The sequence below is a fragment of the Marinobacter sp. L-13 genome, assembly GCF_056857715.1.
On record NZ_JBSXNQ010000055.1, the window covers coordinates 175,963 to 197,603 of the forward strand.

19 protein-coding genes are annotated in these 21,641 nt (G+C 48.3%); all 19 read right to left on the reverse strand.

Annotated features, from left to right (window positions below; translation table 11 throughout):
* Nucleotides 1-40: 40 nt before the first annotated feature.
* A complete protein-coding gene (locus tag AC13DD_RS11490; protein WP_482931172.1) occupies nt 41-376 on the reverse strand; it encodes a class II glutamine amidotransferase domain-containing protein in 336 nt (111 codons plus the stop codon).
* Between the two features lie 253 nt (nt 377-629).
* Nucleotides 630-1,892 carry a Vi polysaccharide biosynthesis UDP-N-acetylglucosamine C-6 dehydrogenase TviB gene (tviB, locus tag AC13DD_RS11495; RefSeq protein WP_482931173.1) on the reverse strand — a complete coding sequence of 421 codons (1,263 nt, stop codon included), beginning with the start codon at nt 1,890-1,892 and terminating at the stop codon, nt 630-632.
* Nucleotides 1,893-2,112: 220 nt separating this feature from the next.
* A complete protein-coding gene (locus AC13DD_RS11500) occupies nt 2,113-3,216 on the reverse strand; it encodes a DUF1972 domain-containing protein (RefSeq protein WP_482931174.1) in 1,104 nt (367 codons plus the stop codon).
* A gap of 614 nt (nt 3,217-3,830) precedes the next feature.
* Nucleotides 3,831-4,949, reverse strand: coding sequence for a hypothetical protein (locus tag AC13DD_RS11505; RefSeq protein ID WP_482931175.1), 1,119 nt, complete (start codon nt 4,947-4,949; stop codon nt 3,831-3,833).
* A gap of 19 nt (nt 4,950-4,968) precedes the next feature.
* Entirely contained in the window at nt 4,969-6,060 is a 1,092-nt protein-coding gene (locus AC13DD_RS11510) for an EpsG family protein (protein ID WP_482931176.1), read from the reverse strand.
* A 105-nt stretch (nt 6,061-6,165) separates the two neighbouring features.
* Nucleotides 6,166-7,137 (reverse strand): glycosyltransferase, encoded by a 972-nt coding sequence (locus AC13DD_RS11515; RefSeq protein WP_482931177.1) that lies wholly within the window; start codon nt 7,135-7,137, stop codon nt 6,166-6,168.
* 12 nt (nt 7,138-7,149) lie between these two features.
* Nucleotides 7,150-8,076, reverse strand: a complete 927-nt coding sequence (locus tag AC13DD_RS11520; RefSeq protein WP_482931178.1) for a hypothetical protein — start codon at nt 8,074-8,076, stop codon at nt 7,150-7,152.
* A gap of 21 nt (nt 8,077-8,097) precedes the next feature.
* Complete coding sequence (locus tag AC13DD_RS11525; protein ID WP_482931179.1) at nt 8,098-9,552, reverse strand: lipopolysaccharide biosynthesis protein; 1,455 nt, start codon at nt 9,550-9,552, stop codon at nt 8,098-8,100.
* The gene (locus AC13DD_RS11530; RefSeq protein WP_482931180.1) at nt 9,549-10,031 is read right to left on the reverse strand and encodes a GNAT family N-acetyltransferase; all 483 of its coding nucleotides are present in this window, start codon (nt 10,029-10,031) and stop codon (nt 9,549-9,551) included. The genes AC13DD_RS11525 and AC13DD_RS11530 overlap by 4 nt, the downstream gene beginning before the upstream one ends.
* A 4-nt stretch (nt 10,032-10,035) precedes the next feature.
* Complete coding sequence (locus AC13DD_RS11535; protein ID WP_482931181.1) at nt 10,036-10,752, reverse strand: WbqC family protein; 717 nt, start codon at nt 10,750-10,752, stop codon at nt 10,036-10,038.
* Nucleotide 10,753: 1 nt separating this feature from the next.
* Nucleotides 10,754-12,058 carry a polysaccharide pyruvyl transferase family protein gene (locus tag AC13DD_RS11540; protein WP_482931182.1) on the reverse strand — a complete coding sequence of 435 codons (1,305 nt, stop codon included), beginning with the start codon at nt 12,056-12,058 and terminating at the stop codon, nt 10,754-10,756.
* Nucleotides 12,055-13,149: a DegT/DnrJ/EryC1/StrS family aminotransferase gene (locus AC13DD_RS11545; protein ID WP_482931183.1), complete on the reverse strand. Its 1,095-nt coding sequence runs from the start codon at nt 13,147-13,149 to the stop codon at nt 12,055-12,057. Before AC13DD_RS11545 ends, AC13DD_RS11540 begins: the two co-directional genes overlap by 4 nt.
* Complete coding sequence (rfbC, locus tag AC13DD_RS11550) at nt 13,150-13,710, reverse strand: dTDP-4-dehydrorhamnose 3,5-epimerase (protein WP_482931184.1); 561 nt, start codon at nt 13,708-13,710, stop codon at nt 13,150-13,152.
* Nucleotides 13,711-13,719: 9 nt separating this feature from the next.
* Nucleotides 13,720-14,589 (reverse strand): glucose-1-phosphate thymidylyltransferase RfbA, encoded by an 870-nt coding sequence (rfbA, locus tag AC13DD_RS11555; protein ID WP_482931185.1) that lies wholly within the window; start codon nt 14,587-14,589, stop codon nt 13,720-13,722.
* Nucleotides 14,586-15,437 (reverse strand): dTDP-4-dehydrorhamnose reductase, encoded by an 852-nt coding sequence (gene rfbD, locus AC13DD_RS11560; RefSeq protein WP_482931186.1) that lies wholly within the window; start codon nt 15,435-15,437, stop codon nt 14,586-14,588. Before rfbD ends, rfbA begins: the two co-directional genes overlap by 4 nt.
* Nucleotides 15,434-16,507, reverse strand: a complete 1,074-nt coding sequence (gene rfbB, locus AC13DD_RS11565; RefSeq protein WP_482931187.1) for a dTDP-glucose 4,6-dehydratase — start codon at nt 16,505-16,507, stop codon at nt 15,434-15,436. Before rfbB ends, rfbD begins: the two co-directional genes overlap by 4 nt.
* A 211-nt stretch (nt 16,508-16,718) precedes the next feature.
* Nucleotides 16,719-17,663 carry a Wzz/FepE/Etk N-terminal domain-containing protein gene (locus AC13DD_RS11570; protein ID WP_482931188.1) on the reverse strand — a complete coding sequence of 315 codons (945 nt, stop codon included), beginning with the start codon at nt 17,661-17,663 and terminating at the stop codon, nt 16,719-16,721.
* Complete coding sequence (locus AC13DD_RS11575) at nt 17,663-20,158, reverse strand: SLBB domain-containing protein (RefSeq protein WP_482931189.1); 2,496 nt, start codon at nt 20,156-20,158, stop codon at nt 17,663-17,665. Before AC13DD_RS11575 ends, AC13DD_RS11570 begins: the two co-directional genes overlap by 1 nt.
* Before the next feature lie 31 nt (nt 20,159-20,189).
* Nucleotides 20,190-21,374, reverse strand: coding sequence for a capsule assembly Wzi family protein (locus AC13DD_RS11580; protein ID WP_482931190.1), 1,185 nt, complete (start codon nt 21,372-21,374; stop codon nt 20,190-20,192).
* Between the last annotated feature and the right edge of the window lie 267 nt (nt 21,375-21,641).

Genomic DNA, 21,641 nt, shown 5'->3' on the forward strand with positions numbered 1-21,641 from the left:
ACTATCTGGACTTCTTTCACATATTCCAAAATGACACTTTTCAACAAATCCCTGAGCTTCTCACCCCCCCCTTTACCAGCGAGATCAGCGGTGGACTCTCCCTGGCCACGATAAGGCTGTCCGATTCGTCTCCGGATAACACCGCCAAGGCGTACGGCGCAATGCACATAAGAAAAAGCTTACTCTCTTCATGCTCTGTCCAATTACCCGCCCGACAAGCTTCGATAAGGTGGGCGATGGTTTCGGTATCCGAATTGAACCGATAGCCCAGGGTTTCAAGTTGTGCGCCCAATGCCCAGTGGCTTTCAATAATGCCCTGATGCACCACCGCGAGTCCGCCGGAAAAATGCGGATGGGCGTTGCGCTCTGCAGGCACACAATGAGTTGCCCAACGGGTATAGACACTACCTAGCCGGCAAGTCCACCGTCGAGTAATCACGCTCCCGGTTCAGCCACCCTACCCATGGAAAGAGCCCGATGAAAAGAGCCATTCAGCAGAGCTATACCGGCAGAGTCATATCCCTGAATTCAAGGGTGAGACCATTGATCAGAAAAGGAGCAATTTCACAGTGCGTTAAAGCAGCAACTATTCCGCACATAATAAAGAAAACCTTGGTTGGGGGGCTTGGTTAAAGCCGGAGGTCCGCGTCGCCGAGCGGCAACGCACCCTTCAGGTCAAACAGCACTCCATCAGCACTCAAAAGCCGGCGGAGGTCCGCAGCTCTCATAGCGGCGTACTCCCGGTGAGGTACAGCCAACACAATGGCCTGGTAATTCTCAGGAATAAGCTCCTCCACCAGGGAAATACCGTATTCTTGCTGAGCTTCGGCTTTATCAGCCCAGCAGTCCGTTACATGCACTTGGCAGCCGAAGTCCTGTAACTCCTGAATTACATCGATAACCCTTGTATTTCGAAGGTCCGGGCAGTTCTCCTTGAAAGTCAGTCCCATCACCAGGACCCGCGCATTCGCAACAGCATGGCCCTCCTTAATCATGCGTTTAATCAATTCGGCAGCCACATAAGGCCCCATGCCATCATTTACCCGGCGGCCCGCCAGAATAACCTCAGGGTGGTAACCAATGGCTTCAGCCTTGTGGGTGAGGTAGTAGGGATCCACCCCGATACAGTGGCCGCCCACCAGGCCAGGTTTGAACGGCAGGAAGTTCCACTTGGTGCCTGCGGCTGCCAATACCTCGTGTGTATCAATCCCAAGACGAGCAAAAATCATAGCCAGCTCATTCATCAGAGCAATGTTAAGGTCACGCTGGGTGTTCTCAATGACCTTGGCGGCTTCCGCAACTTTAATGGAACTGGCCTTGTGGGTACCTGCCGTAATAATGTCGGCATACAGAGCATCGACTTCATCGGCCACCTCTGGAGTGGAGCCAGAGGTAACCTTCACTATTGTCGTCACCCTGTGCTCCTTATCTCCCGGGTTGATGCGTTCCGGGCTATAACCAGCGTAAAAGTCCTTATTGAAAGACAGACCTGACACCCGTTCCAGTACTGGCACACAGACCTCTTCGGTGGCGCCGGGGTACACAGTCGATTCATAGATAACAATGTCCCCTGCCTTGAGCACCTTACCCACTGTCTCACTCGCCCGAACCAAGGGGGTCAGATCCGGGGTGTTGAACTCATCAATGGGTGTGGGCACTGTGACAATGAACACCGTGCAATCCGCCAATTCTTCCAGATTGTCTGTAAACGATAACCGGTTCGCTGCAGCCAACTCCTGCGAAGATAACTCCCGAGTGGTGTCGATTCCTTCCCGCAGATCGCTTATCCGCTTGGAATTGATGTCAAACCCCAACGCCGATCGTTTTTCACCAAAAGCAGCGGCTAGCGGAAGCCCCACATAGCCGAGCCCAATTACTGCAATTTTTTTCATTTAAAGAATGGTACCTTTACGCATAATTTTTAAAAACTAAAGACGATGTAGCGAGCGCCGGCGTTTCATAATTCATGGGGGTGTCGAAAACCTTGTTCAAAAGTACTAGAAGAAAATGCCGATCAACGGGAATGGGAATGTCTCTGGAGACATACGCTATACTCTGGTCGAAAGCCCAAACGGCTGAACGGTTCCATTCAAACGCGCCTATCGATGTCATTTAATTTTTCTGAGATGAGATTTCCATCAGGTCGAAGTAGGCACGGCCGACGTGCTTCCAGGTGTAGCGCCTTTGTGCAATCTCCCGCATATGCCCCCCGATCTCCTGCCCTCGCGCATCGTCTATCTTCTCGACCTCTGCTATAAGACTCTCAACGCTTTCAAAATAACTGGCACAACCTTCGGTCGTGTGGCGATTAAAACTGCAACCATGGGCAAAAACAGGAATTCCGAAATGCATCATTTCCACAAGTGATGGATTCGTTCCTCCGGCCGAATGTCCGTGAATATAGGCTCTCGCACCGTCACGGACCCAACGGAGACGACCTCCATCATAGATCGGGTCAATCAGATTTAGATTCGCATAAGCGCGATATCGCTCCCGGAGCTCCCGACCATAATCGCTATTGTCCCAATTACCCACGAAAACTAGCTGGCGCTCAGGCATTCGGGCAAAAGCCTCAAGAATCATCGCTACGTTATTTTCAGGCTCAATACGGCAAAGCGCGAGAGAGTATTTGTCTGGCAACTTCAGCGTAGGATCTGCAACTGGTTGCGATGCTAGAGCGTGATCGCCCCCATAGGCGATAACATGACATTCAGCACCATAGCGGTTTCGAACATGATCTGCGATAGCTACATTATCTGCTATAACGACATGGGACCACCGAACCGCTACCCGTTCAGACCAGCGAAGAATCAGCCGCGCCAAACCACGCCATTTACCGCGCTTCCATTCAATTCCGTCAATATTTGTAAGCACACGGGCGCGCGACACCAGCCGAACTAGAGGCAACGCGAGTGCGCCCGAAACACCAAGCAATACGATAACATCCGACCTACGCCGAATCGCATCGAAAAGGGAGAGCACATCATATGGTACAGATTGAGAGCCATTGGCATTCAGGTTGATATAGCGCAGTTCAGCACCGCGGTATTTGGCAGGGTGCGTATCAAATGCTTTCGCCGAGCAGTAAACGCTTAGTTGACCGCCCGGTCTGTGTGTACTGTGGAACCCCACTAGGTTTTCAGCAAGCGTCTCGAAACCTCCGTAGTTGGCTGGCACGCCGACAGTACCAATGATTGTACAACTCAGGCCTGACATCAGAAAGCAATCTCCCCCAAAAAAACGCAATTTAGACTAATATCCCCAATCTCCAGAGGGACTCAAAGCAGCAATAATAAGTCCACCTTTTCTGCAAAGTGTTTTTGGAATAAGAAACCCCCACGCGATTTTAAATAAAGAAATCAAAGTTTTTAAAAAAAATCTTTATTTAAAAAAAACAAAATTATTTTTCCAAAATATATATTAAACAAGACATGAAAGAATAACGCCTTTGCCGAAACCAACTACTAAAAAAGGTTCTATTATATTTCAAGAGCTAACCAGAAGCGCTTTTTGGGTTGTGATTTTAATCAAAACAAGTGGAACCTTTCACTCAAGTCGGCATAGACCTCATAAAACATTCCGCTCTCATTGGCCAAACCAAAGAGCGAAAAAACCTTCGAGCTACAGCCAGTGACAGACCATTTAGGCATGAAAAAAAGTATGGACGCCGCACGGAACATTGAATTCTTCTAAAAAGAGAAAAAGCACTTTATTCCAGAGGAACACCCCGTGGAGCAGCCTTGAAGTTTAGAAAATCCCCAAAATGCTATTAGTGGGAAAGGCTTGTTCAGTAATCAATAGACAAAAAGCCAAAAAATTAAAACAGGGCATCAACACCACTTTTCATCGATAATGCTTAAGATGCCTTCTATCGCACTACTCAAGTACCAATCAGGCTTTATAGAACTTGAAATTTGGTCTGAACCAGAATTACCCAGCATTCTCTCAGCCTCGTTCAAAAAATCTGAACACTTGTTGTAGTTTACTATAAATTCCGAATTATTAATCTCAAAATCCATTGAAGTGAGGCAAGGACGATTATACTTCATGTATTCATACAACTTCAATGGAGATCCATCATGACTCTTATCTTCTAAGTAAGGAATAAGACCAACCTTAAAAGTACTAATTAACCGAGGAATATCTGAATATGTGAACTTCCCACGCAAACAAACGTTAGGTATTTTTTTTAGCTCCCTATATACCCCTTTATCTAGCGCTTTTCCATAAACAACAATGGAATATTTTTCAGCAATTTCTTTTAAAACTCCGAGGTCAAATTTATCCGTAATAAAACCTAAGAAACCGAAATCGAATTCAGGCTCGGATTCATGATCTGCAAGTCTCTCCGCACCAGCTGCCAAAAAAATTTTATTGGACACGATTACAGGGTCTGTGTCGGATCGCCAATTCCTGCTACGAAGACACGCATCGCTAACACCAGTAACAACATTAGCATGGGCCTCGACAAATTGATATTTCTCTTCAACTAATGACTTCTGAAAATCAGAGAACCTATTGTGCTTTACAAAATTGTCGATAAAGTCGTACCAATACAGCCAGCCATCCAAGCTGTATTTAGAAAAGCAACCAATAGGAAGAAAGTCTAGAAAGACGTTCACGCAATCTTCCTTCCAAAATTTCGCCAGACTATCTTCAATTAATTTAGGATAAATCTTTCGAGCCCAAGCTCTTCCTCTAAGCGGCCCAAAAAGATCTTTCGAAAGGCCATCAATGGTGGTGACCTTATTAATCTCAAAAGATTTACCCGAGATTTTTCGACCTAAACTTCTCTCAACTATAGAAACCGGTCTATTTAAAGCGACTATCGAGGACACAGACTGATTGTTCGCAAGAGTCTCTAAAATCTGAAGATCTCTTACTGATGGGCCATATTCATTATAAAAATAGCTATCTCTGTAAAGACTGACAAGAAAATTAAACTTCATACCGTACCTGTAAAACCAATCAAAGCACAGAAATAAGATCCATCTCTAGAAAGGTATTGGTTGAATAAGTAATGAGAATGTTCATTAAAAGAATCGCGAAAATCAAGGCTCTCCAATAAAAATTGTTTACATATTTACTGAAGAAATAGGCAAACGTCAGCGCCTGGATCGGATAAAAAACATAGAAGAATCTATACGAATACTCTGAGAAAAATACGGCAGAATAGAGAAGATTTCCAACCAAAGACACAGAGAACAAGAGATTGAAGACTTTATCTGTCTGAACGATACTATTTAATTGGCCATGCAAAAAATAAATACCTGTAAGCAGAAGGGACAAAGCCGCAAAATACGCTTTAACGGAATCTGAAAAAAGTCCATCTTGAAGCGTTAGGTACTTAATCGCAGCAAAAATTAAATAATTATCTGAGAATGGAAGCTTCAGCAATAGATTTACTAAGGTGTCGCCTCCCCCGGAGCCCCAAGCAAAAAAAAGCATACATGACAAAATATAACAAAACTTTTTCGCCTCAAATTTATTAACAAATACCCTTAAGATTAAACCAAAAAGCATCAAAACATATGAATAGTGAATAAATATCGGTAATGCCAAGACCGCTCGGTAAAATTTTGGTTTATCAATCAAAAAAACCAACAAATACATACCGAGGTACGACGCCAAGCCCTGCCTTAGACCATTGGTCATCATATCAAGACCCGGAAGAAATGCAACGAACGCAATAAAGGCAAATAACTTAGATTTGATTTTTAATTTAAAACAAACAGCTACAATTAAAATACACTGAACTGCAGTTAGAAAATAAATAAAATAGACTGGAGGAAGAAAAAAGCTGAAACCTTTATTGATCAGATAAAACAGAGGTTCAAATTTGAATTCTCTAACCCCACCTTCGATAAAGCTTAAGTAATAGCTATGGTAGTTATAAGTGTCTGCTCCGGAGCTCAAACTCCTAAACCCCAAAAACACCGAAAACAGGAAAACTAAAAAAATCAAAAATGCGACATCAAAATATCGGTCGCGATACGACTTAATCAACAAGCTTGGATAAACTAAAAAAACTGTAAAAGCAATAAGGATGAGGTTAGTCAATTCTTTTCACCGAAAAATCACAGAGACCTGCAAGGTCAACGTTTTTCTTGTTCAAGCCCCTAAATCCTGGCGATCATAAAAAACAAGGAATCAGTAAAGACATTCTCAACCAATTAGATCTCGAAGCAAGCCTTTAAAACCGTATCTAGAGGAGTATCCTCCTTTTGACCAATAGAGGGCAGCACCTAACGCCCTGAAAAAAAAGGCTTGCCTCCTAATTTCCGACCTTTCCTCTAGGTTTTGAATATGCAGACTAATTGATTTATCGAGGTCATCCAACTCTGCAATGTTCGCCGACGCTGCTTTGTCTTTTGATTTTTGCACTCCGGAGTGAAATATTTTTAATCTCTTGATCTTAGCTAACTCAAGTTCTTCCGAAGAATCGGAAAAAGCTTTGATGAGGCTCTCTTTGTAAGATGCCCACTTTGTCATTCGCACCGTGCGATTAACAATAAAGTCTGATTCGTTATTTTCATGTCGCCTGTAGTATTGAAGAACGCGCTCCTCCACGTACCTTTTGTTAAGTCCATCTGCAAACCAAACTAACCACGCATCATGGGCATCAAACGCTTCTGGGATTGGTAATGCCAAATCCAGTAGCTCTCTTCTTAGCGCACAGCAGCAGCCCATCACAAATCGCTCTAAGGGCATGCCTGCGTCGCTAATTTGGCCGAGCTTTGTAAGGCCAACTTCATTCAGCGCACCATCTGTAAGTGCAGCATCATTGGTTATTAACCAAAATTTTGGGTTTCGGTCTGCCACTGAAACTATATGTTCGATTTTCTCAGGGAACCAAACATCGTCTTGATCACTCAGGAATACCAAGTCTCCGGTCGTTTTCATTAACGCTGCGTTGAAGTTTCCGCAGTAGCCAAGGTTTTCGTTATTTCTATAAAATTCAACATTGAATGGTGCCGTTTTAGCGAATTCTCGGACAATAGCTTCAGTTTCATCTGTAGAACAATCGTCCGTGATGATGAGTTCGTCTGGTGTGCGAGTTTGGTCGGCGAAACTTTTTAGCTGTTCTTGTATGTATCCTGCACCGTTGTAGCTGGCCATAGCGATCGATACTTTCATGTCGTCTCGTATTCACCAAGTTGATAGATGTATTTGGTCACTAAACCGTTTCTCTACCAAAGCAACGAAGTTCCTCACCATCTCCTCATTTCTTTGCTCCGACACTGAAAGAAACTCCATAAGCTTTGGCCTCGTCTCAAGCGCCCAAGGTACGTCTTCCCAGCCATAGGCAATTCCATACCGGTTGAATATTTCAGGGCGCCATTCTTCTTTTGATACACCGGGTTGGGGGACCACAACCGGGATACACCCACACATCGCAGCGTAACGACAATACATTGTGTAGGGGTCATAACAGACAAAATACTTATATTGGTTAAAAATCTCTGCCAGTTTTTTATGCCCAATATCATCGACATTGAGGGCACCTCGGTCATGGTAATCAAGTGCACGGTCCCTGCCCTTACGAACCATGTAACACTGGCCATTGCGTGAGCTCGAATTATTATTGACATAGATGTCGCTCATCAATTCGGTAACTGTCAGCCTTTTCGTCTCATCTGGATTAAGAGCCCAGTCATTAAACTTTTCTTGATAAAAGAAAAACAATTCATTTTCGCCAAAATCGAAATTACCGTTGATGACTCCTGGCTTATTAAGCAGCCACCGAACTACATTTGGTGATCGAAGCGGATTTCCAGCAACGATTTCAGGGTATAAAACAACGGAATTATTGAGATCTTTATGACGAGCCAGTCGAAGCTCGTATGGCGACCTTATATCTTTCCGTCCCATCAGATGGAGAGCTCGGTATGCAGCCCAAAGAACCACCTTCTTCCAGCCGAGACTCGTGGCTAGTTCATAAATCGCAGGTTTTTGGTGTGGCCAGATTCTTACGTCGTGCCCCATAGCCCTGAGGAGGCTCGCCAGCTTGTGAAGAACGATTATTCCCCCACTGTTTTCTCGGTATATCGGGGTGTGTACGATAAAGCGTTTCATCAGTGCCTCTTGCTTACTAATTCACAGTAACCTGTTTATTGGTCTCAAAAATCTAAGTTTGTTAACTACATATCTTGTACCGTGAATTTTGAGTGCAATACTCAAGACCAATGCAATGGTGGCACCTGAAAAGCCCCCGAAGAGCAGTGACAAAAGTGGCTGAGCAGTAATGAGATTTGAAACTCCCAATGCAACGCCTCCAGCAACCGATGCTACAAGCATTGGTTTGGCTGCATCAGACAATTGGGCAGCAAGACCATAGTCGACCAATGTTCTGGAGAAATAGGTATTTGGCACCAGCGCTAATAACGACCCTATGATCTGGCCAACCACAATACCTTTTACGCCATAGGGTATCGCAATAAATAGTAATGATAGACTCACAGCTTTCTTAAGTAGTCCTACTTTCAGTACAAGATCCGAACGACCTTTCACATTGAGAAGATTGACATTCAAAGCGTGCAACGGATAGATCGCGCCAACCACACAGAGCAATTGCAGATACGGCACGGCAGCTTTCCAATGCTCGTCGAACAGGAGGTTGAATAGGGGGGCTGCCAGCCCAGCGAGTAACGCCATTACAGAGGCGATCACGAGCATCATGACTTGCAGAATCTGACTATATTTCGTTCGCAGGGCAGCATTATCCTCCTGTAATGTTGATAACGCTGGAAAGGTCGCCTGCTGAACGGCAAACGTTAGCTGGCGGGAAACCAGCTGTGTGATTTTTTGTGCAAAGAAATACAGACCTGTCAGTTCTGCGCTGAAAAAACGACCAATGACCAACACGTATGAGTTTTCGAAAAGAACCTGCAGAAACTCCTCGGCAAGCAGGTTTTTACCGAACTTGAACAGCTTCGCCAATGACTCGAAGCTAAATTGCAGCGCTGGCCGCCAATTGCTCGCCAGCCACAGCACGATGGCCGAAACCAGCGCTGAGCTTAGCATTTGTGCTGCAAGGCTCCAGACGCCCCAACCTGCATACGCCATATAGATCGCCAGAGCCCCCGATATGACAACACCGGTTGTGTTGGCCTTCATCTGGGCCTTGAAGTTCATTTCACGGCTGAGTATCGCCGTTTGCACAACCTTGGTAGCGTTTATAAATACAATCAACCCGACTATCCGAATAAGGTCGGTAAGCTCTGGCTGGTTGTAGAACTCGGCTACGAAGGGGGCTCCAAGGAAAAGCGTTACGTATACAACGCCGCTCAATGCCAGGTTTGTCAGAAATACTGTATTGAGATCTGCTTTTGTAACAGACTTACTGCGAATCAGCGCTTGGCTGAGTCCCGAATTGATGAGCGCATTCGATAACTCAAATACCACCATGGCCATGGCGACAAGCCCGAATACCTCCGGCGTAAGCACACGAGCAAGAAAAATCGTAAAAAGCGTGGACGCCCCGCGCGTCATGAACAAACCGGCAAAGTTCCAAAGCACACCAATCCCAATTTTTCGATTAATGTCTTTCATAGATGCGGGGTGTTCTTCCGGGATCGTTTTTCACCCGGAGTGATCCCGGCGGTACCATGTTCTGTTATGTCACGCCCCATCCGGTTGTTACCGCAAGCATTGAAACCATGTTTACTATAAAACCTGACTGCAACCTGATTCCTTGCATCGACTTCCAAAGAGAGCTTTTCCATCCCATCCTTCATGGCGCCTTCAAACACATTCTCCAACAAGAATTCTGCCAACCCGATTCCTCTTAGGGCTGGTTTTACACAGATAGAAGTGAGGAAGGCTGTCCTGCTCTGCAAGTCATTGGAATAGTATGCAGCGTGGCCTACATCTTGGCCTTCCATTACTAGGAATAAACTCTGTGCTCTTTTTGCCAGTTTGTGTGCGTATTCTGGCAAATCCACTTTATCGCTGAGGAAGGGAGTGAACTCACGGTCTACAGACAACAGGAAATCAAGAATTCGATTCTCTGAGCTAGATTTCTCAATCACGAACTTATTCATGAATTTTATAACATCTGAGAAGAGTTTTGGTCTTTTCTATGCCATTGAAAAACAGAACGTCTATAATAGAGAGGTTCGGAATGAACTCTTTGCCGAACTGTTTATAGAAAACTTGGTCGATCTCATGGAATTTAAGATCGACACCTTGGCGAGCAAAGTCTTCTTTTTTGTATAGCGCCTGTCCGCCAATCGGGTTTACGTACTCAGTCGCCTCTAGCAAATCACAGATTTTTAGAACGCGATCTTGACCCTTCAGCTGAGCAGTATCACCCAACTGAGACGAAACTAACAGCCTTGTATTTATCTCCAGACGCTGGCAGATTTTATTAATAGAGTTAAAAATAAAATCAAAAAGGTTCGTTGAAGCATGAAAAAGACAAGCTTCCAGAAGTGGAGCAATTTCCTGAAAATATGGTGCCTTCTGGTAAGCCGCCTTCAATTTACGATAAAGCTTTTCCCGTTCTACGGGCCAAGAGTCTGATAAACGGCGCTCATACACATCCAGATAATCGGAATCTTTCTTCAGCGGCAAAGTGAACATCTGGTCTTTGCCGCCATTGATATATCGATTCCTTTGAATCCAGCCTTTTTTCGTGAACTGTATGTCATCGTAGACTACGAACTCGTCCACATTCGCCATCAGCTGCCAATACCCTAGATATGGCAGGAAATACGGTTGCATAATAGCGACACGATTGCCAACAGACATATTACAAGCTCTTCAACAAATCGAAGTGGGTTTTCGCCTGTTTCCGTACCGCCGGAATATGGGAAGACAGATAATTACGATATTGCTCCCGGCGATTCCAACAATCCTTGATTCCGGCTTTTAAAGCTCCTGGTGAGGAGGGGTCCACCACGAACTCCTCCGCACCCGCGATGGTTGCGAATCCTTTGAGTTTGTGCGCTTTTGGCTCATGGCCATAGTCGATAACGACTGTTGGTATGCTCTGAGATAATGCCGCTACCGCAGCATGTACACGGCCACTTACGAGCATATCGAATGATTTGATAATGGCCTTTGTTTCCCAGGCACCATACACGCCATCTAACGCCATTACGTCTTCAGCAACTCCCCGATCTTCGATAACACTCTGGAGCTGCTTTATAATCGGGTAATCACGACCGTGCTTCAGCCTGAAAGGTTCTGGGGGGATGTCAAAACCATTAGAGTGCGACATAAGGCAAACTCTGGCCCCAAGCTCTTCAGATATGAACTCTACTGCTTCTGCAAAAACGCTGTAATCCTCATCATTTCGGGGCCACTTGTCGAAGGGGCCTTGCTCAAAATTCCAGCCACACAGAATAAAGCCGACAACCGGTTTAGGTTCGGGGCCACCAAAATCATAGATACTTTTCACTACCTCTTCGACGACGCTCTGCGAGGCAGGTTCGAAAAGGAAAGCTGGGCAAGCCAATGTGAGAGTATTGGAGCAATCGAACCCCTCGTCCTCCAGCAAACGCGTACTCAAGGGCTCCCGGTTGGTAACCAGGTCAAAGCCGCTATATACCTCTTTAGCCATGTGCTTAAGTTCGGGATTTGCGAACGGGCCCGGTGAGCCCGCCAACATAACGGTCTTTTTACCAAGCAACTGTGCGGCCTTATTCTTGAGCAAGCCCACTTCGAATCGATCTGGACCCAGAAAATCAGCGTTATCACCCCAAATGTCACCACTAAAGTCGACAATTAAATCAGCCCACAGGAGCTCATCGATATAGGGAGTGGTCTTTGGCAGTTCTCCATTGCCTTGATGATGCTCGGCTATCGCTACTTCTTCCTTCGCCAGTGCTAGGTCATTGCCGCTCCAGCTATAATAGAGCTCCATAGGCAATGTAGAAACGGATTCTTCATCACAGAATCGGTCTGACAGCTGGAAGGTTGTTTTAATCGTAGACGCCGGAAATACTCGCCTTAATTCACGGAAAAAAGGTTCTGTGATGTAGTAATTCCCGATGTTGCCGAACTCCATCCTGCCCCAATGCAGTGTGCATTGGCCCGTAACTAGAATATTCATAGAGCCTCTATCGTTTTTTCAAGAATTAAGTCGACGCTCTCTTCCGAGAGGTCGGAGAATATTGGCAAGCACAAGACTCGGCTTGCGATGTCGCTTGATACAGGTTGATTTTGCCGCGCATTGAGGCTCGTAACCGACTCTAGCGAAGGATAAAAATATCGTCTGGCCAGAATTCCATTCTCTTTCAAGTGGTGGGCCACCGCGACTGCCTGCATTTCGCTTTCGAGTACTATTGGAAAGTAGGCATAGTTATAGGTCAGTTCGCGACTTTTGGTCTGCAGTTGCACCAGCCTCTCCAATCGCTTCTCATAGCGCTGCCAAATATCTTCTCTGGCCTTGAGATTTTGTTGGATTTCGTCCAGAACACACAAGCCCATTGCAGCCTGCAACTCGTTCATCTTAGCGTTGATCCCCAACTCTTCGATGCTTTCAGGCCCGGTAATACCAAAGTTAATCATCTGTTTTGCTCGATCTAGGTCTTCCTTGCGCCTGAAAACGATGGCGCCACCCTCACAGGTATGAAAAAGCTTGGTAGCGTGAAAACTGAGCGTGGCTGCATCACCCTGCTCTAGCAGGCTCTTTCTGCCGTAATTCACTCCGAAGGCATGGGACGCATCATAAATAACTTTAAGGTTGTGTCGGACAGCAATGCTGTCGATAGCCTCAAAGTCGCAGGCGTTACCGAACACATGAACAGGAACAATTGCACGAGTGTGAGCGGTAATTGCTGATTCAATGTTACCTGGATCAAGACACCAGGTTTCGGGGTCAATATCCGCGAACACCGGCTGCACCCCGTCCCATTTCAGTGAACTGGCAGTAGCAATGAAACTAAACGGCGTTGTGATTGCCTCGGGATGCTTGTCTGACCTTGAATCACTCACGCCCAAGGCACGATACGCAATTTGAAGCGCAAGGGTGCCGTTAGCCACCAGTAATAGATTTTTCACCCCCAGATACTCTTCAAGACGACAAGTCAGTTCTTGAACAAGCTGGCCATTATTGGTCAGCCATTGGCGTTCGTATATGCCGTCCAGGTATTGATCAAGCTTTGCTCGGCTGGGAAGGTATGGTTTGGTAACAGGGATCATTCAGTAATACTCTTTCAACTCTTCCTGGGCTTGTTGCAGGGTTTGCCCCTGACGATCTTTTGCAGATAATAAGGGGTTATCACCACTCTCAACGCCCCAGTTGATACTAAGAGTGGGGTCATTCCAGCAAATGGTGCGCTCGTGGTCAGGCGCATAGAAATCTGTACACTTGTATTGAAAATCCGCCGTATCACTGGTTACCAGAAAACCATGTGCAAACCCCGGCGGTATCCAAAGCATGCGTTTGTTCTCTTCAGAAAGGTACTCCCCTACCCACTGACCAAAAGTGGATGATTGCGGGCGAACATCAACCGCTATATCCAGCACTTCGCCACGGGTCACTCGCACCAGTTTGCCTTGGGGCTGTTGGATTTGGTAATGAAGCCCTCGGAGAGTGTTTTTGACCGACCGACTATGGTTATCCTGAACGAATGTCGCACTGATGCCCGCATCCCGAAAAGCTGTGTCATTCCAGGTTTCCATAAAGAAGCCGCGTTCGTCACCGAACACTTTCGGCTCGACAAGTTTTACTTCTGGAATTCTGGTCTCAATGATTTTCATAAAGTTCGCTTACTTCGTTTTGATCAGTTTTTTTAGGTAATCGCCGTAGCTGTTCTTTTTCAGGTTTTCTGCCTCCGCCAGCAGTTGTTCCTCGCCGATGAAGCCCATCCGATAGGCGATTTCTTCCAGGCAAGCTATTTTCAGACCCTGGCGCTTTTCCAGAGTTTCGATAAAACCGCTGGCTTCATGTAGCGAATCGAAGGTGCCGGTATCCAGCCAGGCAAACCCCCGGCCTAACAATTCGACGTTGAGATCACCTCGTTCCAAGTACGCCTGGTTCACACTGGTGATTTCCAATTCACCACGATGGCTGGGCTTTACCTGTTTGGCGATGTTTACGACATCGTTGTCATAAAAGTAGAGACCGGTCACCGCATAATCTGATTTCGCGTTTGCCGGCTTTTCTTCGATGGAGATCACTCGATGATTATTATCAAACTCGACTACGCCGAATCGTTCCGGATCTGTAACTTGGTAGCCGAATACCGTCGCCCCTTTATTCCTAGCTGCAGCGGTTTGAAGCAATTTACTTAGGCCCTGGCCGTAGTAAATATTGTCGCCCAGAACCAGACATACACCGTCGTCGCCTATGAACTCTTCACCGATGATAAACGCTTGGGCAAGCCCTTCTGGGCTTGGTTGCATTGCGTAGCTGAGGTTAATACCCCATTGGCTTCCGTCACTGAGGAGGCGCTTAAAACCGTCTTGGTCCTCGGGTGTGGTTATTACGAGAATCTCCCGTATTCCCGCCAACATAAGCACGGACAATGGGTAATAGATCATCGGTTTGTCGTATACCGGGAGAAGTTGCTTGGATATACCTCTGGTGATCGGGTACAGACGAGTGCCGGAACCGCCGGCGAGAATAATGCCTTTCATTGATTTTCCAGGTATTCGCTTAGTGTGAGCTGTAATTGGTCTTGCCAGTCTGGTAGCTGAATGCAAAGAGCTTGCTCCAGTTTGGTGACCTCCATCCTTGAATTCAGTGGTCGTTGGGCTCGAGTCGGGTAATCACGGGTGGGAATGGAGTTTGCTGTGATATTAAATCCCGCCAGATGAAAAATCTCCTCAGCAAATCCCTGCCAACTAGTTTCACCCCTGGGTGCCAAATGGTATAGCCCTTTCGCCAGCGGCCTGTGAATGGCTAGGGAGGATATCTGGGCGACCAGCCTTGCGGGCGTGGGTGCGCCAATCTGGTCAGCCACGATGTTGAGTTCGGTTTTACTTTGCGCAAGTCGCAACATGGTTTTCATGAAGTTGTTGCCGCGAGCACTGTAGACCCAACTGGTGCGAAATATCAGATAATCTGCGCCGCTTTGTTCGATGGCTCGGTCGCCCTGAAGTTTGGTTCTACCGTAAATACTGAGCGGGGCAGGTTCGCTGGTTTCCTGCCAAGCCTGGTCACCGTCACCTGGATAAACGTAATCACTACTGTAATGAACCAGCCTTATCCGGTAGGCGGCGGCATAGCTCGCAAGCTGCTCAGGCAGGCCAGCATTGAGACGCTCAGCGTCAGCTTGGTTGTCTTCGGCGTCGTCTACTGCGGTCCAAGCTGCAGCGTTTACGATTAGATCTGGCTTTATACTGGCTAGGTAGTTAGTCACGCTCTCTTCGTTCATCAAGTCCAGCGTATCCCTACCCGGGGCTTTGACAGTCCCCAACGGGGAAAGAGTGCGGAGGAGTTCAAACCCGACCTGGCCAGTTTTACCCAAGAGTAAAATTTTCACTGTCCTACCCCCAACCGCTCTCGTTGATAGCTGCCATCCTGAACGTGCTGGCACCATTCCAGATTGCTCAGGTACCACTGGACGGTTTTACGGATGCCCGATTCGAAGGTTTCTTGCGGGGACCAGCCGAGCTCTTTCTGGATTTTGCTGGCGTCAATTGCATAGCGCATGTCATGACCCGGGCGATCTCTTACATAAGTGATCAGGTCCCGGTAATTCATTTCCTGTGGGCGTAATTCCTGAAGCACGTCGCAGAGGGTATGCACAACTTCGATATTTTGTTTTTCGTTGTGGCCACCAATATTATAAGTCTCGCCCGGTGTACCTTCGGTGACGACCTTGTAGAGGGCCTGAGCGTGGTCTTCCACATACAGCCAATCCCGGATCTGGTCGCCTTTACCGTATATGGGCAGCGGCTTGCCTTCTAAGGCGTTGAGAATTACCAACGGAATGAGCTTTTCCGGGAAGTGGTACGGCCCGTAATTGTTGCTGCAGTTAGTCACCAGTGTTGGCAGGCCGTAGGTGCGCAGCCAAGCTCGCACAAGATGATCGGAACTTGCTTTGCTAGCCGAATAGGGACTGCTTGGTGCATATGAAGTTTTTTCGTTGAAGAGATACTCTTCAGCATTTTCTAATTCCGCAGGATGCGGCAGGTCACCGTATACTTCATCTGTGCTGATGTGGTGAAAACGAAACCGAGCTTTTCTCTCAGCATTCATGGCCTGCCAATAATAGCGGGTGGCCTCCAAAAGAGTGTAAGTACCAACGATATTCGTTTCGATGAATTCGGCAGGTCCATCAATAGAACGATCCACGTGGCTCTCTGCTGCCAAGTGCATCACGGCATCAGGCTGGTGTTCCGCGAATACCCGGTCGATTTCGGCGCGGTTACAGATATCTACCTGCTCGAAACTGTAACGATTACTCCCGCTCACATCGGCCAAGCTTTCGAGATTGCCTGCGTAGGTAAGCTTATCGAGGTTGACCACTTCATCGGAAGTGTTATTGATTATATGCCGGATGACTGCGGAGCCTATAAAACCAGCCCCGCCTGTTACTAGTAATTTCATTTCTATTCCTGCCAAAGTAGCATCAGAGTGAAGCCCGAACGCTCGCGACTTATCACAGTATCTGAATTTGGGAAATGACTGTCTTAAGCTGGAAACAGGCTTTGCCCGCCAATTCCTTCAAGCTCTTGAAGACATGCATTTCGAATAAGGAGTTGAGGAAAAATAAGCGACTAATCAATAGAGCTTTTCTAAAACTTATAATGACCGTTTATCAGTTGTTGCTTATTTCGCTTCTGTTGCCGTTCTTTGCAAAGGCCACGATGAGTACGATAAAAACCGACAACATACCGCCAATCATTGTGGCAATCACGGCAATCAAGGCCCTTTTTGGTTCGCTTTTCTCCTCCGGGACAACGGCCGGATCCACAGTCTGGAAAACATACTCTTTTTGGGCATTGGCCAGCATAACCGTTCGGGTTTCACTCTCAATCAACTGGTAAAATACTTGTTGCATCCCGGCAATATTGGTGTCTTGCAACTTCTCTTCCAGATAATTGATGCTGGCTTCGGCTTCCAGAACGTCCCGTTTGCGCATGTGCTCATTAATGTCCCGCACCAACCACTCCGTCCAATTCTTGGCGGCAAGCGGCGACAGGCTTTTCACGCTCACAGTAACCATTCCGTTATCGTTGTTTTCGCTGACACTCAGGTGGTCTTCCCGAAATTTTTTGACCATGTCCCAATTCGTCGGCGCCAGGCTTTCGCCCTCCTCCACAGCCCACTGATCGGTTTCCGGATTGTATACGTCTCGGTCATAAATCCATTCTTCACGCTCCATACTCCAGCCTGAAGTCGCCATCAGCGGTATCGCCAGATTATGCCTCTGGATGAATTCGGTGAGAAATGCTCGGGACTGAAGGATTTCTTTCGCAATGACGACCTTGTTCGAGCCATCCTGGCCAACATTGACGCCAGCTAGACTGGCCAAACCGCCCAACTGTCCTCCCAGGCCTGCAGCGCCTTCGGCCTCAGTTGGCGCCAAAAGCGCGCTTGCCTGGTAGATGTTGGGCTTAGAAAGGGCGTACGCAACGCCAGCGACTGCAAAAATGAAAGTAACTGCAATAATTATCCACTTTCCGCGCCATAGGGTGACGAACAGCTCGCGGAGGTCGATTTCGTCATCTGGGTAGTGTTGGGGCTCTGGTGTCTGAGTCATCAAAGATTCCCCACTGCCGCTGCACCCAGAGCAATCTGGTAAACAATCTGGCTGACGTTTGTCCACAGCTCCAGCTGGTTCAGACGGTCCACGTCGATTGGCATAATGATCGTGTCACCCGGCTCCAATTGCTGGCTCCGGCTGCCAAACCACCGGCTTTTCTCCGGCAGCATTACGGAACCGTCCGCTTTTACCACGTATACCCGGCTTTCGTCGGCCTGTCGCGTCGGCCCACCAGAGCGTTCAAGGTAGTCATCTACGGTTAAGCCGGCCTGATGCAAATGGCTAGTGGGAAATTGAACTTCACCGAAGACAGTGACGGACTGGGGAATGGTCGGAACAGTCAGTGTATCGCCATCCTGGAGGCGAATATCCTGGTAGCCTTCATCATTAACCACAGCTTCCAGATTCACAACCATACGACCAACTGGTCGGCTGCTCTGAACATCCTGCAGGAGGTTTTCGACCTGCTGAACCCGGTCTGCACTTTGCCCAGCTAATCCGTCCCCTTCCAATTGGACACCGAGCAGATCTCCTTGCAATCGCTCTTCAGCTTCACGCAAACGCTGGGCCTCCAACTGGCGCAATTTGGCTCGGGTAAACACCGCGCCTCTCGGGAAGGCATTATCGGTCAGGCCGCCGGCGCGCTCGATCACCTGCTTGAGGGTTTCACCGTCTCGGAAAGTATACTCACCGGGATAGCGCACTTCTCCTTTAAGCACAATAGTGCTGGTTTTCGCAAAATCCGGTATGGATTTGATCAGAATTCTGTCGCGACTCTGGAGCGCGAGGTTGCCATTTCCGGCCATTGCGTCTGCCAGGTTCACGTTAAGGATATTCGTTTTTCCAATGCCGTTTTCATCGGTGGTGTATCGGGCGACTTCAGCGTGAAAGAGAGAGGCCGAATCCCTTAGTCCACCCGCCACAAAAATTGCGTCCGAAAGCTGGCGCGAAGCCGGCATGGGGTATTCACCGGGGTACCTTACTGGTCCAGTGATGCGAATAGTTTTTTGCGGAGAAGAAGGCGTGGCCTGGCTCTTCAGGCGCTGGAGCACAGGCGAAAACAGGCTGGCCCGTGTGTAGTTACGGCCTTCTTCGCCACCTTCCACTTTTCCGGCATCAGAGAAAATCAGCAGCTGGTCTTTCTCCTGCAGCGGGGTATCAAATTCGCTGCCCGGGTTTTGTACTGCTTTTCTCAGGCGAAGGTTCAATACCGAGATGCTGTCGGTTTCTTTGTCCGTGCGCACGATGGCCGCGTAGCGCTTGTCTGCAACGGGGGTAAGGTCTGCGTTCAGGTTTTTGATTACGGAACTCACCCGCATTCCCGGCATCCAGGCAAAACGACCCGGGCGGGTGGCCGCGCCACTGATCTCAACATACTGCCCGGTGATATCGGAGATCGAGGGAATGGAAACGGTGTCACCGGCCTGAATTCGCGCGTTCTTGCCTTTTCCGGCGGTGTAATCGGCCTCGGTAATGATGCGCAGGAAATCGTCGTTAGTGCGTTCGATATTGATACGCTGGGGATAGGCCTGGGGCGTAAGGCCGCCAGCCATTCGAACCAGGTCTGCCAGAGTGTTCTCATGGTTCAGTTCATAGAGCGCTGGGCGATACACCTCGCCCTTTATGCCTACGCGATTGCCGACAGGTGGAATGAAGATTACGTCGCCTGGCTGCAGGCGGCTGTCGTTAGAGCTATCGCCCTTGAGCAGCAAATCGTAAAGATCGAGGGTGCCAACCAGTTTGCCATTGCGCTTGTGCTGGAGGTTTCGCAGGGAGCCGTTTACCTTGATACCACCAGAAACGTACAAGGCGTTGGTAATGGTTGATAGGGAGCTGACCGAGTATGAGCCGGGGTTCCGCGCTTCACCAAGAACGAACACTCGCATGCTGCGCAGCTCGCCCAGTGAGACACTGGCTTGTACACCAATGTATTGCTCGGACACCCGCTTACGAATTTGTTGGCTGGCTTCTTCAAAGCTAAGCCCTGCCACGCTCATGGGGCCGGACTGGGGAAAGCTGATAGTCCCATCGCGGCTGATGGGCAATTCCAGGTTCTGGTTTTCCTTGCCCCAGAGTTGAATGCGCAATACGTCACCAGGGCCCAGGGTGTATTCAGAAGGAATCGGAATTTCGGTTACCGGAGCAAAGGTGGTTGGGCTGCCTCTGAAAAGATCGTAGCCGTAGGGCTTGAGGCCGCCGTTTTTTGCTACGGTTTTCTGTTCCTGCTGTTTTTCTTCCTGGGCCTGTTCCCTCTCTTCGTCTGGCATATCAGACAAAGGTTCTACTACCTGAACGTCCCGAGGGCGTTGGCTCTGCTGACCAGAGGAACCGAGGCTATCAAGATCGATTCCATATTGGCTGGCCAGAGATTCTTGTTGGGCCTTAGGAAGAGATCTGAATTGCTCAATCTGAGCGGGCGTAATGGATTGAGCATGGGCGGACAAGGCAGGCAAAAGTGCGAGCGCCAGGATCAGTTTTTGTTTCAGGTTCACGGGTGTCGGGTCCGGTTGGTTTTACTGAATGTCAGAAACGGTAACGCCAAGAGGCAGAGAGACTCCATTGGTCTTTCTCTCCTCCAACAAGTTGAATTTTTTTACTGGTGAGGCTAGCTTTTAGATCCAACCAACCATTCATTACTTCAGTACCATAGCTGGTTTCAAGCAAAGCAATGTCCTGGGCATTTGTCGGCAAATAGGCAAACACGGCCGCATCAGTAACTTTTGCTCCCGATACTCCATCCTTGTTAAAGCGGGCTGCGGTGAGGCTGACACCAAGGTTACTGCCATCCGGAAAGAAATTGAACATACCCAAGGCCAGGGCTTCCGCGTCTGCATCTATGCTCGCGCCCATGCTGCGGCCATAGTAGTGATAGCCGGTTTGATATCGAAAGTGGTCGTAAGTGATATTTGGCATTGGATCGCCCAGCACATCGTCTGCAAGAGTGTTGGCGTATTCTAAAAACCACTGTTGGCCATCACCAAAAAAGGAACTTGTCCAATCTGAACCGAAAAGCCAGGATTTTCGGGCCGGAAAGGCGCCAGCTTCATCCTCGCCCATCATTTGGGCGTATACCCCAAAGCTCTGGTCGCCCACAGCAAAACCGTAGCGAACGTCGATACTACCAAGCTGGTTGCCAGGGTCGTTCTCTTGGCCATCTTGGGAGTTGTCTCTACCGATAAGGATATCCCAAACAGTGGAGAGGTTTTCCGGCCGGCCTTCTCCGCCAAACATGAGTATTCTGGACAACCCTATATCAAGACCGCTTACTGGCCGGAATCCAAACCGCATTCCGATCAGTTTCGTGTCCGGAACCACGCGGTTGCTTTCCATCTGACCCGCAAAAACGCTGAACTGCCAGGGCCCAACCCATTCAAGCCACTTGGATTGCGGAGCAGTTGTCTCGTTGCGGTTGAGCCACACCGAAGGCAGAGGCCGGGCGTTGTTCGATAAAATCAGGCTGTGCTGCCATCCTGGCCCCCACCATCGATCAATTGCGCCCGCGCCCAACACCCAATTGTTAACCGTAGCGGCAAGATAGCTTCCATCCAAACGGAAAGTGTCATCGTCTTCCGGGTTCGCAGAGACCGATGGGTTCAAACCGAAAGCCCAGTGCGCTCCCTGCCATTGAAGATCAAGGCTGAGCTCACCGGGCTGCTCTGGCTTGTCGGCAAAACTGCGCACAAGTGTTGGCTCGGATGTACCAGCCACTCTGGCCTCAGCCCGGAATCCGGCCGTAGCATTCTGCTCCATTTCGAAACGTAGGTATGCCCATGCGCTTCCTGCAGACGGATCACTCGCCAAGGAAGATTGCTCTACACCACTGTGGACGTCGGCCCAGGAGACAGGCCACGTGGTAGCAACTCGGTCAAGGTGGCCACGGTCTGCCAGCTTTTGTAGGGCATATCTGGCGCGAACATCACCAGGCTCAAGCCAAGGCGAAGCAATCACAGAGAAGCTGCTCAGGCACGCTACCGC